This window comes from Streptomyces sp. NBC_01549 (assembly GCF_026339955.1).
In the GTDB taxonomy this organism is placed as follows: domain Bacteria; phylum Actinomycetota; class Actinomycetes; order Streptomycetales; family Streptomycetaceae; genus Streptomyces.
The window spans coordinates 5,467,594-5,481,774 of sequence record NZ_JAPEPW010000001.1 but is presented as its reverse complement, the minus strand read 5'-3'; the positions used below and the strand labels follow the sequence as shown (position 1 = coordinate 5,481,774).

The following is a 14,181-nucleotide window of genomic DNA, read 5'->3' as shown; positions in this document are numbered from 1 at the left end:
CACCGTACGACCCCGCACTGACAACGGGCCCTGATCACCAGTTCTGGGGGGTGCGGGAGCTGCGGTGACCGCGGTCCCGGCCGGTGCGCGGCAGGGGGCGGCGGCCGCCGTACGGGGCCGTGGAGTGGGCCGGGACGCCGGGCCGCTGCTGCGTGGGCGTCCAGTCGGGTTTGCCCATGACCATCAGCGGGTCGAACATCACGACGACCCCCGCCAGGCAGAGGAAGGCCAGCGGGCCGATCATCATGGGCGCGAGCAGGGTGGCGGCCGAGTCGCCGCCGGGGCTGCTGGACGCGCCGTGGAGATGGACGCTGAGGGCCGCCATGCCCGTGTAGTGCATACCGGTGACGGCGAGCCCCATGACGAGACTGGCGCCCACGCTCCAGAGGAATCCCCGGACCTGCCCCGCCGCCCACAGAGCGGTGGTGGCGGCGACGACGGCTATGACCACCGAGGCGGACACGGTGAGGGTGTTGTACTCGAGGTTCCCGTTCAGGCGCATGCCTGCCATGCCGAGATAGTGCATCGAGGCGATTCCCAGACCGGTGATGGTGCCCCCGGTGAACAGGGCCGTTCCGGTGGCGCCCCGGTAACCCACGATGAAGATCCCGATGCCGACCATCACGATGGCCACGCCGAGGCTCGCGAACGTCGTCGGCTTGTCGTAGTGGACCGGGGTCTCGCTTACGGAGAACCCCATCATGGCGATGAAATGCATGGTCCATATGCCCGAGGCGATCGCCACCGAGCCGAGCGCCAGCCAGCCGGCCCGCCAGGAGTGGGCGACGAGCATCGATCTGGTGGTGCAGCGCAGGCCGAGCGCTCCGCCCAGGCAGGCCATGAAGTACGCCACCAGCGGTGTGACGAGTCCGTAACTGAAGCCGTCGACCGTGCCCTGCATGCGCGGCTGTCCTTCCCGCCCTTTTACACGCGAAATTCCCGGAAATGCCCCCCACCCTCGATGCCGCGACAACGGCCAGGGTCGAGGCAGAGAGTATGACCCTCACCTGAATGGTCGAACGATTTTCCGGCAAAGAATCACGACCTCGCCGCACCTGTGTGATGTCGGTGAGCGGACTTGGTCAGCTCCATTCGATCCGCGTCCATCCGCACCCCTCCGTCGTTGACTCTCTGCTGTCACTCTTGAGCTGTCTGTGATCGTTCGACCTGAGGAGTACGTATGCACGCGCGCGTTGCCGCCGCCACGACCGTCGCGTTTCTCGGGGGAACCGTCCTGATACTGCCCACCTCCCACGCACAGGCCGGCTCCCTGCGCAGGACTCCGGTGGTCGTCTCGCACCGCGGTGCGTCCGCCTACGCGCCCGAGAACACCCTCGCCTCCATCGACAAGGCCGCCGCGATGGGATTCAGCTGGGTCGAGAACGACGTCCAGCGCACCAAGGACGGCGAGCTCGTCGTGCTCCACGACGCAAGCCTGGCGCGTACGACCGACGTCGAGAAGGTCTACCCCCACCGCGCGCCCTGGAAGGTCAAGGACTTCACCGCCGCGGAGATCGCGCGCCTGGACGCGGGGAGCTGGTTCGGTCCCCGGTACGCGGGCACACGTGTGCCGACGCTGAAGCAGTACATGAACCGCGTCTCGCACAATCACCAGAAGCTCGTGCTGGAGATCAAGAACCCCGAGCTCTATCCGGGTATCGAGCGGCAGACCCTCAAGGTCCTGAGCAACGAAGGCTGGCTCGATCCGGACCATCTCAGGCACCGGCTGGTCGTCCAGAGCTTCAGCGAGCAGAGCGTGCGGACGGTCCACGAGCTGCGTCCCGGAATCACGACGGCCTTCCTGGGCAAGCCCTCGGTCGCGCGCCTGCACGAGTACGCGCGGTTCGCCGACCTGATCAACCCGAACCACACCTCCCTGTCGTCCGGCTACGTCTCCGCGGTCCACACGTTCGTGGGACCGCACCGCAGGCCGATGGAGGTCTTCGCCTGGACCATCGACGACGCCGACACCGCACGGCGCCTGGCGGGCTACGGCGTGGACGGCGTGATCACGAACAAGCCCGATGTGATGCGGATCGCTCTGCAACAGAGCTGAACGGGCCTTGGCGGGCTTCGCGCCCGTGGTGCGGACGCCGGGCGGCGCCCGTGCCGCGGGCGTTGTCAGTGGCGGATCGTACGGTGGGTCGCATGAACAGCGATGGGCAGGACGAGCGGCGGGTCGTGTGGGCCGTCGTCGGCACGGACATCGGTCCGCTGCTGCTGGCGGCGACACCGGACGGCCTGGTGAACGTGGTCTTCCACGCCACGGAGGCGGTGCGTGACAAGGCACTCGAGCGGCTCGCCGCGCGGCTGAGCACCGAGCCGGTCGAGGCGCCCGACTCCCCGCTCCTGGCCGAGTCGATACGCCAGGTCGCGGCGTACTTCGCGGGCGAGCGGCGGGACTTCGAGCTGCCGCTGGACTGGTCGCTGATCTCCGGGTTCAACCGTCAGGTGCTGCGCGAGCTGGCCGCGGGAGTTCCGTACGGGGCGGTCGCGGGCTACGGCGACCTGGCCCGGCGGGTCGGCCAGCCGGGAGCGGCGCAGGCCGTGGGCGTGGCCATGGGCTCGAACCCACTGCCGGTCGTCGTGCCGTGCCACCGGGTGGTGGAGAGCGACGGCGGCATCGGGGGGTTCGGGGGCGGCTTGGAGACCAAGCGGAAGCTGCTGGCGTTGGAAGGGGTGCTCCCGGAGCCGTTGTTCTGACGGGCGGGGGCGATCGAGGGTCCCTGATCCCTTGTTCAGGTGGGGGTGCGGGCTGGAAACTGCGCCGGTGACCCGAGCCGATTCCAGCGCGTGCGAGTGTTCGCCGTGACCTCCGTCGAGCGGCGGCTCGCCGTGCCCGTGGACGCCGAGGAGATACCGGCGCTGCGGCGCCGCATCACCGCCGTGCTCATCGCCGGTCAGATCCTCGGCGGGCTCGGTGTCGCCACCGGCATCGCGCTCGCCACCGTGCTGGCCAAGCAGGTCAGTGGCACCGAGTCGCTCTCCGGGCTCGCACCCACCGCCACGGTCAGCGGAACGGCGGTGCTCTCCGTGCCGCTGGCCGCGCTGATGACCGCGCGAGGACGCCGACCGGGCCTGGTGCTGGCGTACCTCATCGGCGCGTCGGGAGCGGGCGTCGTCGTGGTCGCCGCGTGCGTGGGGAGCTTTCCGCTGTTGCTGCTGGGCATGGCGGGCTTCGGTGCGGCCTCGTCGGCGAACCTCCAGGCGCGGTTCGCGGCCGCCGATCTGGCCGAGCCACAGCGGCGTGCCCGGGCCATCTCGAACGTGGTGTGGGCGACCACGATCGGAGCGGTGCTGGGACCCAACATCGCCGCGCCCGCCGGACGCAGCGTCTCCGGGCTCGGGATACCCGCGGCCGCGGGGCCGTTCCTGTGGGCGGCGGGGGTCTTTCTCCTGTCCGCGCTGCTGGTGGCCGTACTGCTGCGTCCTGATCCCCTGCTGACCGCCCGGGCGCTGGCGCCCGTCGAGGAACAGTCGGCCCAGGCGCGTTCCATCCGGGCCGGTTTCGCCGCCGTCGCCGCCTCGCCGCGGGCCCGGCTGGCGCTCGTGACGGTGGCCGTCTCGCACACCGCGATGGTCTCGATCATGTCGATGACCCCCGTCGACCTCGGACACCACGGGGCGAGTGTCGATCTGATCGGACTGGTGATCAGTGGCCACATCGCGGGCATGTACGCGTTCTCGCCCCTCATGGGGCGTCTCTCGGACCGGTTCGGGCGGCTCTCCGGGATCGCTCTCGCCGTGGGCCTGCTGGCCTGCGCGGCGCTCCTGGCGGGCACGGCGGGCGGCAGCCACGGGCAGATCGCGGCGGGGCTCTTCGTGCTGGGCCTCGGCTGGTCGTCCGGGCTCGTGTCCGGCTCGGCGCTCCTGACGGACTCGGTGCCCCAGGCCGCGCGGGCCGCCGCCCAGGGGGTGTCCGACCTGACCATGAACACGGCGGCCGGTGTCGGTGGGGCGAGCGCCGGTCTCGTCGTCGCGCAGGCGAGCTACGGGTGGCTCAACCTGCTCGCCGCGTGCCTTCTGGTGCCGCTGGGCGGGCTCGCGCTGTTAGCACGGAGCCGACGCCGCCGCTGAGAGCCGAGGGACTTCAGAGGCTGACGTGGTACGCCTTGCGGAGCGTCTCATGCACGGTCCACGTCGTACGGTCGCCCTCGCGCAGCACGGCCGCGTCGCCCGGGCCCACCTCGATCACGTCACCGCCCTCGACCTCGATCGTGGCACGGCCACTGACGACGACGAAGAGTTCGTCGGCCTCGGTGTCCGTCACCACGCCGGGAGTGATCTGCCAGATGCCGCGCAGTTGCTTGCCGTCGGCCGACTCCCACAGCACCTTGCCGGTCACCACCGGGTCGCCCGAGACGATCTGGGCTGGGTCCAGGGGCTCGGGTTCCAGCTCGGCATCGGGGATGTGCACGGCGAAGGACGGGGTGGCCTGCGTGTTCGGGGTCATGAGCGGTCACCTTAAAGGCATTCGAGTTCGATTTCTCCCGCGCGAGGTCTACTCGTAGTGGCGCGCCTCGAAGACGTTTCCGTCCGGGTCCTGGAAGTAGAAGCTGCGCTTGGCCATGCCACGAGCGCCGAAGGAGTCGTACGAGAAGCCCGAGTGGGGGACCGACCGTTCCTCCAGACGCGTGTGCAGCGCGTCGAATTCGGCTTCCTGGAGGGACAGACACACGTGGTTGACCGGGTGCCCCGCGCTGTCCGCGGCTCCCGGGATCATGTTCATGTAAGCCGCCATGGGGAGGGCCATGAGATCGAAAATGGTCTCTTCATTGAGGCGCACGGAGGGGAACGGCGCTTTCCCCTGCGCGTATTCGCCGACCCTCACTGGTTCGAGACCGACCGTCTTCGCGTAGAAGTCGGCCGAGGCGACCGGATCGCGCACCCAGAGAACGACATGGTCAAGACGTGCCGAGTTGTCCGTCATGCCCCCAGGCTGGTGTCGTACGCCGCAGGTCGCAAGGGTTTGACCGGGCGCGCCGCCCGCCAGAGATGAGGAGAGGCGACAGACAGGAGGCAGGCGCGTGATCGTGGTGTCCGAAGAGGTGCGGGAGGCGCTCGGCGCGCGCCGGCCGGTGGTGGCCCTGGAGTCGACGATCATCGCGCACGGGCTGCCCCGCCCACGCAATCTGCAGGTCGCGCTGGAGCTGGAGGACGTCGTGCGGCAGGAGGGGGCCGTACCGGCGACGATCGCCGTGCTGGACGGGCGGCCGCATGTCGGGCTGGACAAGGAGCAGCTCGAGCGGGTCGCCAACGAGGACGGGATCCGCAAGCTGGGGCACCGCGATCTGCCGCTCGCGGTGGCGGCGGGCGCGAGCGGTGCGACGACCGTGTCCGCGACGGCGCTGCTGGCCGCGCTCGCGGGCGTCCGCGTGTTCGCGACGGGCGGCCTGGGCGGGGTGCACCGGGAGTGGACGGTGACGCAGGACGAGTCGGCGGACCTGGGCCTGCTGGCGCGCACCCGGATCACGGTGGTGTGTGCGGGCGTCAAGTCGATCCTGGACGTGCCGGCGACGTTGCAGCGCCTGGAGACGCTGGGCGTCGCGGTGGCCGGGTACGGCACCGGTCACTTTCCCGGCTTCTATCTGTCCGACTCGGGACATCCCGTGGACTGGACGCTGGACTCCCCCGGGCAGGTGGCGGACGTCATGCGCGCGCAGGACGCACTGGAGGGCCCGGAATCGGCGCTCATCGTGGCGAACCCGGTCCCCGAAGAGGAGCAGCTCGATCCCGCGCTCCACGCGCGCGTGCTCGCCGAGGCGTTGCGGGCGTGCGAGGCGGAGGGCGTGAGCGGGCAGGCCGTGACGCCGTTCCTGCTGGACTATCTGGTGCGGCACACCGACGGCGCGTCGCTGAGCGCCAATCTGGCGGCGGTGCGCGGCAACGTTCGACTCGCGGGACGGATCGCGGCGGCCTGGGCCGGGGCGTGAACGGGACGGATCGCGAGGGTGGTCCGGGCCGGGGCGTGAACGGGACGGATCGCGAGGGTGGTCCGGGCCGGGGCCCGAGCCGGGCGGACCGCGACGATGGTCCGCACCGTGCGGACCGGGACGGCGCCGGGCGAGGCTCGGGCCCTGCGGCGGGAGCGCTGCTCATCGTCGGTGACGTGGTCACGGACATCGTCGCCCGGCATCGCGGGCCGCTCGCGGCGGGCACCGACACGGCTGCCGCGATCCGGACCCTGCCGGGCGGGGCCGGCGCCAACGTCGCGTGCTGGGCCGCGCATTGGGGATGCGCGGAGGTGCGGCTGCTGGGCCGGGTGGGAGCGGACGACGTCGCTTGGCACGAGCGCGAGCTGGAGGCCTGCGGCGTACGCCCCCTCCTTGTCGTCGATCCGCAGGTGCCGACGGGGACGGTGATCTGTCTGGTGGACCAGGGTGCCTCGGCCGAGCGGACGTTCCTCACCGACAGCGGGGCCTCGCTGCGGCTCGGCCCCGACGACTGGTCGCCCGCGTTGCTCGACGGTGTCGCGCGGCTGCATCTGTCGGGCTATCTGTTCTTCTCCGAGCCGAGCCGGGCGCTGGTGTCGGTGGCTCTGGAGTCGGCACGCGCGCGTGGGGTACCCGTCAGTCTGGACCCCGCGTCGGCGGGGTTCCTCACGGAACTCGGCGTGGACCGCTTCCTCGCGCTCGCCGAAGGCGTCGACCTGCTGCTGCCCAGTCGCGACGAGGCGGTCCTGCTGACGGGCCTTCCCGATCCGGCGGACGCGGCGGCCAAGTTGAGCCGCCACGTCCCCCTGGTCGTCGCGAAGCAGGGCCCCGACGGGGCCCTGGTGGCCCGCTCGGGCGCCGTACGGGCCCACGTCCCGGCGGTGCCCGCGAACCCCCGCGACACCACGGGCGCCGGTGACGCCTTCACCGGAGCGTTCCTCGCCGCTCTTCTCGCGGGCGCCGAGCCCGAGGCAGCGGCGGCGGAAGGGTGCCGGGCGGGGGCGAGGGCGGTGGAACGGGTCGGGGGCAGGCCCGCGGGGGCGAGGGCCCGGTAGCGGCGCTACTTGCGTCCCCAGGCCGAGATCATCGGCGCGGTCGCCAGATCCATCGAGCCGGAGGCCACGTTCACCAGATGGCGGTCGATGTCCTCGTTGGTGGCGAGTCCCGCGGTGACGAGCTGGTCGCGGATCTGACGGATCGTCGCCGCCTCGAGGTCGGCGCAGGCCGTCGAGGTGACGGGGAAGTACGCGTCGGCCTCCACCTCGCGCAGTCCCGCCTCCCGCAGCAGGCGCGGGAGTTTGCGGCCGTAGGAGAGGTCGGCGCCGCGCTCGGAGAGCAGCTTGCGGAAGCCGTGCCTGAGCCGGTTCGCGAGCTGTTGGTCGGGACCGTGCTCGTCGGGGCAGAGCAGGGGCTGCAGCGCGGGGTCGGCGTCCTCGAGGAGAAGCCGCCCGCCGGGCCGCAGCGCCTTGACCATCGAGCGCAACGCCCGCTCCCGGTCCGGCACATGGACCAGCACAAGCCGTGCGTGCACGAGGTCGAAGCCCTCCCCCGGCGGTTCCTCGGCGGCCACGTCGTGCACCTGGATCTCGACCGGTGGGCGGGCCGCCGAGGCCGCCCACGACGTGTCGATGTCGGTCGCCACGACCCGCCCGGTCGGGCCGACCTTCTTGGCGAGCCAGGACACCACGGATGTGCCGCCCGCCCCGACCTCCCAGCAGCGCCAGCCGGACCCGATGCCGAAGCGCTCGATGTGCCGGAAGGTCGTGGGGTCGAAGAGAGTGGCGAAGGCGTCGAAGCGCTTTCCCGCCTCGGTCTGCCGGTTGTCGAGGAGATAGCCGTCGGTTTGCGTCATGCAGCGATCATCCCAGTTGACCCGCTTGTCCGGAATCGCCGACGCTCCCGTTCTCCCCACCCGTGCGTCACCGCGGGCACCGCCCGCCTCTGACGCTCGGACAGCGACCCTGCCCGATCCGGCCCGATGCCGCCCGGCACCCCTGAAACGAAGTGGAACGTTCCGTTCCCACAGGCTTTCCCGACAGCCGCGAAGGACTGGCAGACTTGCACGCCAGGGCGCAAAGCGCGGCGCGGGGAGATCCACGCAAGGAGATCCGGATGTCCATGGCAGGGAATCTGCGGAAGGTCACGAGCCTCGGCAAGGTCGGCGGCCTGCGGAAGGTGGCGCGGCTGGCCCGGCGGCGTACCCGTGTCGACCTGAGTCACCCCGCACGGTCCCCGCTGGGCACGGCGGTGGTGAACTGCGTGGCGTACCAGGACGGCGCCAGGGTCCCGGCTGGCCGCGATCTCGTCGAGACCGTGGAGCGGATCCGCAAGAGCGACGAGGGTTTCGTCTGGCTCGGGCTGCACGAGCCGACGGACCAGGAGTTCGCCGGTATCGCCGACCTCTTCGACCTGCACCCGCTGGCCGTCGAGGACGCGGTGGAGGCTCATCAGCGCCCGAAGCTGGAGCGGTACGGCGACACACTGTTCGCGGTGTTCAAAACGGTCTGCTACGTCGAGCACAAGGAGTTGACGGCGACCAGCGAGGTGGTGAACACCGGCGAGATCATGGTCTTCGTCGGGTCCGACTTCGTCATCACCGTGCGACACGGACGGCACGGGTCGCTGGGGCCGCTGCGCGAGGAGTTGGAGGCCGACACCCGTCAGCTCGCCAAGGGCCCGGCCGCGGTGCTGCACGCGATCGCGGACCATGTGGTCGACGACTACGTGCATGTCACGGACTCGGTCCAGGAGGACATCGACCATGTCGAGGCCGACGTGTTCGCCGAGAACGGCGCGCGGGCGGACGCGGGCCGCATCTACCAGCTCAAGCGCGAACTCCTCGACCTGAAGCGGGCGGTGGTGCCGCTCGCCCGCCCCCTCCAGGAGCTCGCCACCCGGCCGATACGGGTGGTCGACCCGGAGATACAGGCGTATTTCCGGGACGTCTCCGACCATCTGCTGCGGGTCACCGAGCAGGTCGCCGCGTTCGACGAACTGCTCAACTCGATCCTGCAGGCACACCTCGCGCAGGTGACGGTGGCGCAGAACGAGGACATGCGGAAGATCACGGCATGGGCGGCGGTCATCGCCGTGCCGACGATGGTCTGTGGGGTCTATGGCATGAACTTCGACCACATGCCGGAACTGCACTGGCGGTTCGGCTACCCCATAGTCATCGGCGTGATCACGCTCGCCTGCCTCGTCCTGTACCGGGGGTTCCGGCGCAACGGCTGGCTGTGAGAGCGGTGAGCCGCCCCTCGCCCGGCACGGCCGGCCGGGCGGGAGTGCGTGCTCATGGTCCTGCCGGTCGGGAGAGTCCGCGCGGTCAGCGCAGCGCGCTCCTCGCGTAGACGCTCTCGACCCACGCGGCGAGCTGTTCGTCCGTCAGGTGCTGGGCCAGGTCGGCCTCGCTGATCATGCCGACGAGGCGCTTGTTCTCGATCACGGGAAGCCGGCGGATCTGGTGCCCCTTCATCTCCTGGAGCACCTCGCCGACGTCGGCATCCGACTCGATCCAGCGCGGGGTGCCCTGGGCCATCTCGCCCGCGGTGACCCGGGCAGGGTCGTGGCCCATGGCGACACAGCCGACGACGATGTCGCGGTCGGTGAGGATGCCGCAGAGCCGTTCGTTCTCGTCACTGATGGGCAGCGCGCCCACGTTGAGCTCGCGCATCAGCTGGGCGGCGCGGTCCAGGGTCTCGTGGGCGGGGATCCACTGGGCGCCACGGTGCATGATGTCTCCGGCGGTGGTCATGAAGTACCTCCCGGTGCCGGACGGCCGGCGCGGCGCGGAACACACCGCTAGTCCCGGCGCCCTTCATTCTTGCCGTGTCCCCAGGGGCGCGCACCCGGAAGTCCCGAATGTGCTTGCGTGGCCGCCGCTCAGCCGTTCCACGCCGGGTGGCGTGGATCGTCGGCGCGGACCAGGACGTCGGCCGTGGCGCCCGGGTCGACTTCGGTCTCGTAGCGCTCGAAGGCGGGCAGGGTCCAGTGTTCGGGTTCCGGAGTTCGGCGGCGAAGGGCGCCCGGGGAGAGGAGGACGTGGACGCTCAGGTCGAACGGGAACCAGTGCCGTAGCAGGAAGGGGCCGTGGAGCAGCAGCAGCCCGCCGGGCGGGAGCTGGACATAGGGGCTGCGGGTGGCGCGGTCGGTGACCGGGTCCCAGAGGTCGGGCAGGACGCGGCCGTCACCGCCCGGGTCGAGCGGACCGAAGACCTCGCGCCACAGGGCGCCGGTGTCGGCCCAGCCGTCGTAGTACGCCTCGGCGTCCTTGTGACCGTATTCGAACCGGAGCGACGCGGGGCGCAGGAAGCCCTCCGTGCCGACGACGAGCGAGGACCGGCCGCGTATGCGCAGCGCCTCACAGACGCGGCGCGCGAGGTCGCCGGGCCGGGCGGCGGGGGCTCCGTCGAAGGCGATCCGCGGCCACGGACTGCCGTCGTCCGGCTTCAGGTCGAGCAGGCGCTCGGCGAGGAGGTCGCCGAGCCGTTCCCAGGTGATCGCTTCGAGTCGCACAGGCCCATGATGCCGCGACCACGCATCGTTCCCGTGGGCGTGGCGGGCGGCGAGGCGGTGCGCAAGACGCGCGCGGCACCGGGCACCGGGCGCGGGGGGACGGGGCCCGGGGGATCGAGGAGGCGGCGGCATCGAGAAGGGGCGGCATCGCGTAGGAGGACGCCCCGGGCGGGGGAATGAACCACTCATGGCACCGATCGCAACCCCCCCGCCTCGTAGCGGACTTCTCGTCATCCAGCCGCTCAAGAAGCGGCGCTGTGCCGAGTGCCGGAGCGGGCCGCTGGCGCTGCTGGTGCTGGAGGAGGGGGAGCCGCGGTGTCTGGACTGCGCGGACCTGGGGCACCTGGTGTTCCTGCCGCGAGGCGACACCGCGCTGACGCGCCGGTCGCGGGAGGGCGGCGCGCTGTCGGCGGTGGTGGTGCGCTTCAACCGACGGCGGAGCCGCTACGAGCGGCAGGGCGTCCTCGTCGAGGAGGCGGCGCTCGCCAGGGCCGAGGAGCGGTGCCTGGCGGACGCGGAGGCGCGACGGCGGCGCCGCGCACGGGACGCGCGACGGCGGGAGGCGGAGGATCTGCGGTTCACGGAGGTGTTCGCGCGGGAGATACGCCGGCTGTTTCCCGGGTGTCCCGCCGACCGGGCGCACGCGGTCGCCGCGCACGCCTCGGTGCGCGGGAGCGGGCGGGTGGGACGCAGCGCCGCGGGCCGTGCGCTGTCCGAGGCGGCGGTGACGGCGGCGGTCCGTGCCGCCGTACGGCACACGGACACTCCGTACGACCAGTTGCTGATGAGTGGTGTGCCGCGGCACGAGGCGCGTCGGCGGATCGCGGCCGCCGTCGAGGCGCGGCTCCAGGGGTGGCGCGACGAGCTCACGGCGGGCGCGTGACCCCGCCGTGGAGCGGTGCGACCGCTCCCCCGCACCACCCGGTTCTGGACGCGCGCGCATGCCCCCGCGCCCTTCGGCCATGGTCACTGTGGCAGTACGCGATTTCACTTGTGGTGACGGTGGGTGCCGTGCAGGATCTTTGGCTTCGGGGAGCGACGGGGAGTTGTCATGATCGATGGACCGTATTTCGTGCTGACCGTCCTGGGGGTGCTCGGCTGCGGGCTGGTGGCCGGGGTGTTCTGCGGGTTCTCGACGTTCGTGATGCGGGGGCTCGCTGAGTTGCCGCCCGCGCAGGGCGTGGCGGCGATGAACGAGATCAACGTGGCCGCGGTGCGCCCGCCGTTCATGCTCGTGTTCGTCGGGTCGGCGGGGCTGTGTGCCGTGCTCGCCGTAGTCACCTTCGTGCTGCTGCCCGACGAGGGGACGGTGGAGCTGCTGCTGGGCAGCGCGCTGTATCTGTTCGGGACGTTCGGGGTGACGGTCGTCGCGAACGTCCCGCGCAACGACGCGCTGCTGAAGATGGACCCGGGCACGCCGGAGGCCGCCGTGTACTGGCGTTCGTACGTGCGCGAGTGGACGAGGTGGAACCACATCCGTGCGGTCGCGTCGGCCGCCGCGGCGCTCTCGTACACGCTGGCCCTCACCTGAGGCGGCCGTCACCCGCGTTCGAGGCCCTCGGCTGAGCGGCAGGGCCCCAGGAGGCGACGTATCGTGGCGGGAAAGGAGTGCCGCCGTAGGCCGTGGGCCGGAGAGGCTCGATGGTCGCGCGGTCCCGTACCGGTACGCGTAGGTGAGGGAGACGGCCATGGCCGATCCCAAGGGATTCATGACCACTCCGCGTGAGGAGTATCCCCGTCGGCCCGTCGAGGAACGGGTGCGGGACTGGAACGAGGTGTACGTCCCCGGTGCGCTGTTGCCGATCATCAGCAGGCAGGCCGACCGCTGTATGGACTGCGGCATCCCGTTCTGTCACGACGCCTGCCCGTTGGGCAATCTGATTCCCGAGTGGAACGACCTCGTCTCACGCGAGGACTGGCGGGCGGCGAGCGACCGGTTGCACGCGACGAACAACTTCCCCGAGTTCACCGGCCGGTTGTGCCCCGCGCCCTGCGAGGCGGGCTGTGTCCTCGCGATCAACCAGCCCGCGGTGACCATCAAGAACGTCGAGGTCGCCATCGCCGACCGCGCCTGGGAGGACGGATTCACGCCACCACGCCCACCGGACCGGCTCTCCGGCCGGACGGTCGCGGTGATCGGGTCGGGGCCCGCGGGGCTCGCCGCGGCGCAGCAGCTGACCCGGGCCGGGCACACCGTGGCCGTGTACGAGCGGGCCGACCGGATCGGTGGGCTGCTGCGGTACGGGATCCCCGCGTTCAAGATGGAGAAGCGGCATCTGGACCGGCGGCTGGAGCAGATGCGGGCGGAGGGCACGAAGTTCCGGACGTCCACGGCGGTCGGTCGGGACCTCGGGGCAGCCGAGCTGCGGGCGCGCTACGACGCCGTGGTGCTCGCGGTGGGCGCCACGGCATGGCGGGAACTGGACGTTCCAGGGCGGGAGTTGGCCGGCATTCATCAGGCGATGGAGTATCTGCCGCTGGCCGACCGGGTGTGCGAGGGGGATCTGGAGGTCTCGCCCCTGTCCGCGGCCGGGAAGCATGTGGTCATCGTCGGCGGTGGTGACACGGGCGCCGACTGTCTGGGGACCGCCGTGCGCGAGGGCGCCGCGTCCGTGACCCAGCTCGACATCTACGCGCAGCCGGAGGCCGAGCGCGACGAGGACGTCGAGCCGTGGCCGACCTACCCCAAGATCTACCGGCTCTCGGCCGCGCACGAGGAGGCCCGCGACCTGGAGACGGCGCCCGCGGCGGACGCGGACGCGCGGCTCTTCGCGGCGTCCACGCTCCGCTTCACCGGGGACGCGCAGGGGCATGTGCGCTCTCTGCACCTGGTCGAGGTCGACGAGCGGCGCCGCCCTGTCCCCGATTCCGGGCGGACGCTCCCCGCCGACCTCGTACTGCTCGCCCTCGGCTTCTCGGGGCCCGACCGGCGCGACGGGCTGATCGACCAGCTCGGCCTGGCCCTCGACGCCCGCGGCACGATCACCCGTGGCATCGACTTCGCGACCAATGTGCCCAAGGTGTACGTCGCCGGGGACGCGGCGCGCGGGCAGTCCCTCATCGTGTGGGCCATCGCCGAGGGGCGGGCGGTGGCGGCCTCCGTGGACCGCGCCCTGGCCGGGACATCGCAGCTGCCGACGCCGATCGGACCGTACGACCGCCCGATGACCGCGTAGCGCTCCGCCGGCCGGTGCGGGGACGCGGGCCGGCGAAGCCGGGCGGGTCAGCGGCGCCCGTCCGTGCCCGCCACCTTCGCCGTGGACAGCGCGACCCGGTTCCATGTGTTGATCGTGAGGATGAGCGCCAGGACGTGAGCCAGTTCCTGGTCGTCGAAGTGGGCGGAGGCCTCCGCGTAGACGTCGTCGGGCACGCCCCCGTCGGCGACGCGTGTGACCGCCTCCGTGAGGGCCAGGGCCGCGCGCTCCTTCTCGGTGAAGAAGTGCCGGGCCTCGCGCCACACCGCGACCATGTGCAGCCGGTCCTCGCTCTCGCCGGCCTTGCGGGCGTCGTTGGTGTGCATGTGGAGGCAGTACGCGCAGTGGTTGAGGTGGGAGGCGCGGATCTGGATCAGTTCGACGAGGGCGGGGTCGAGTCCGTCGCGGGCCGCCGCGTCGAAGCCGACGAGGGCGCGGAACACCTTCGGGGCGGACTTCGCGAAGTCGAGGCGGGTGGGAACGGTGGTCGTCGCGTTCATCGCGTTCATCGCGTTCGTGGTGTTCGTGTTCGTCCTCAT

The 14,181-nt window shown here is 71.5% G+C and carries 16 protein-coding genes; 9 read left to right on the top strand and 7 right to left on the bottom strand.

Annotated features, from left to right (window positions below):
• Positions 1 to 34 precede the first annotated feature (34 nt).
• Complete coding sequence (locus OG819_RS24380; RefSeq protein WP_266415172.1) at positions 35 to 901, bottom strand: MHYT domain-containing protein; 867 nt, start codon at positions 899 to 901, stop codon at positions 35 to 37.
• Positions 902 to 1,180: 279 nt separating this feature from the next.
• Here OG819_RS24380 and OG819_RS24375 point away from each other — a divergent pair, with 279 nt between their 5' ends.
• From OG819_RS24375 to OG819_RS24365, 3 genes are all read left to right on the top strand, one after another.
• Positions 1,181 to 2,056 (top strand): glycerophosphodiester phosphodiesterase family protein, encoded by an 876-nt coding sequence (locus OG819_RS24375; protein WP_266651154.1) that lies wholly within the window; start codon positions 1,181 to 1,183, stop codon positions 2,054 to 2,056.
• A 92-nt stretch (positions 2,057 to 2,148) separates the two neighbouring features.
• Positions 2,149 to 2,703 (top strand): methylated-DNA--[protein]-cysteine S-methyltransferase, encoded by a 555-nt coding sequence (locus tag OG819_RS24370; RefSeq protein ID WP_266623907.1) that lies wholly within the window; start codon positions 2,149 to 2,151, stop codon positions 2,701 to 2,703.
• Between the two features lie 105 nt (positions 2,704 to 2,808).
• A complete protein-coding gene (locus tag OG819_RS24365; protein WP_266652835.1) occupies positions 2,809 to 4,077 on the top strand; it encodes an MFS transporter in 1,269 nt (422 codons plus the stop codon).
• Between the two features lie 13 nt (positions 4,078 to 4,090).
• Here OG819_RS24365 and OG819_RS24360 read toward each other — a convergent pair whose 3' ends face one another.
• The gene (locus OG819_RS24360; RefSeq protein ID WP_266623909.1) at positions 4,091 to 4,453 is read right to left on the bottom strand and encodes a cupin domain-containing protein; all 363 of its coding nucleotides are present in this window, start codon (positions 4,451 to 4,453) and stop codon (positions 4,091 to 4,093) included.
• A 48-nt stretch (positions 4,454 to 4,501) separates the two neighbouring features.
• Positions 4,502 to 4,930, bottom strand: coding sequence for a VOC family protein (locus tag OG819_RS24355; RefSeq protein WP_266623910.1), 429 nt, complete (start codon positions 4,928 to 4,930; stop codon positions 4,502 to 4,504).
• Positions 4,931 to 5,027: 97 nt separating this feature from the next.
• Here OG819_RS24355 and OG819_RS24350 point away from each other — a divergent pair, with 97 nt between their 5' ends.
• Together OG819_RS24350 and OG819_RS24345 are read left to right on the top strand one after the other, a co-directional pair.
• Positions 5,028 to 5,933 carry a pseudouridine-5'-phosphate glycosidase gene (locus OG819_RS24350; protein ID WP_266581830.1) on the top strand — a complete coding sequence of 302 codons (906 nt, stop codon included), beginning with the start codon at positions 5,028 to 5,030 and terminating at the stop codon, positions 5,931 to 5,933.
• A gap of 158 nt (positions 5,934 to 6,091) precedes the next feature.
• The gene (locus OG819_RS24345; protein WP_266652833.1) at positions 6,092 to 6,988 is read left to right on the top strand and encodes a sugar kinase; all 897 of its coding nucleotides are present in this window, start codon (positions 6,092 to 6,094) and stop codon (positions 6,986 to 6,988) included.
• A 5-nt stretch (positions 6,989 to 6,993) separates the two neighbouring features.
• On the opposite strand, the gene OG819_RS24340 is transcribed toward OG819_RS24345, so the two are convergent.
• Complete coding sequence (locus tag OG819_RS24340) at positions 6,994 to 7,785, bottom strand: methyltransferase domain-containing protein (protein WP_266623914.1); 792 nt, start codon at positions 7,783 to 7,785, stop codon at positions 6,994 to 6,996.
• A 260-nt stretch (positions 7,786 to 8,045) separates the two neighbouring features.
• Here OG819_RS24340 and corA point away from each other — a divergent pair, with 260 nt between their 5' ends.
• Positions 8,046 to 9,173 (top strand): magnesium/cobalt transporter CorA, encoded by a 1,128-nt coding sequence (gene corA / locus OG819_RS24335; protein WP_266651153.1) that lies wholly within the window; start codon positions 8,046 to 8,048, stop codon positions 9,171 to 9,173.
• An 85-nt stretch (positions 9,174 to 9,258) separates the two neighbouring features.
• Here corA and OG819_RS24330 read toward each other — a convergent pair whose 3' ends face one another.
• Positions 9,259 to 9,687 carry a CBS domain-containing protein gene (locus OG819_RS24330; protein WP_266415156.1) on the bottom strand — a complete coding sequence of 143 codons (429 nt, stop codon included), beginning with the start codon at positions 9,685 to 9,687 and terminating at the stop codon, positions 9,259 to 9,261.
• Between the two features lie 128 nt (positions 9,688 to 9,815).
• Positions 9,816 to 10,448 carry a uridine kinase gene (locus tag OG819_RS24325; protein WP_266623917.1) on the bottom strand — a complete coding sequence of 211 codons (633 nt, stop codon included), beginning with the start codon at positions 10,446 to 10,448 and terminating at the stop codon, positions 9,816 to 9,818.
• Between the two features lie 187 nt (positions 10,449 to 10,635).
• Here OG819_RS24325 and OG819_RS24320 point away from each other — a divergent pair, with 187 nt between their 5' ends.
• The 3 genes from OG819_RS24320 to OG819_RS24310 all read left to right on the top strand — a co-directional run bounded on the left by OG819_RS24320 (position 10,636) and on the right by OG819_RS24310 (position 13,624).
• Positions 10,636 to 11,331: a DUF2293 domain-containing protein gene (locus tag OG819_RS24320; protein WP_266581838.1), complete on the top strand. Its 696-nt coding sequence runs from the start codon at positions 10,636 to 10,638 to the stop codon at positions 11,329 to 11,331.
• Between the two features lie 168 nt (positions 11,332 to 11,499).
• Entirely contained in the window at positions 11,500 to 11,979 is a 480-nt protein-coding gene (locus tag OG819_RS24315) for an anthrone oxygenase family protein (protein ID WP_266651152.1), read from the top strand.
• Between the two features lie 157 nt (positions 11,980 to 12,136).
• Positions 12,137 to 13,624, top strand: a complete 1,488-nt coding sequence (locus OG819_RS24310) for a glutamate synthase subunit beta (RefSeq protein WP_266623922.1) — start codon at positions 12,137 to 12,139, stop codon at positions 13,622 to 13,624.
• A gap of 47 nt (positions 13,625 to 13,671) precedes the next feature.
• On the opposite strand, the gene OG819_RS24305 is transcribed toward OG819_RS24310, so the two are convergent.
• Positions 13,672 to 14,151: a carboxymuconolactone decarboxylase family protein gene (locus OG819_RS24305; protein ID WP_266634239.1), complete on the bottom strand. Its 480-nt coding sequence runs from the start codon at positions 14,149 to 14,151 to the stop codon at positions 13,672 to 13,674.
• Between the last annotated feature and the right edge of the window lie 30 nt (positions 14,152 to 14,181).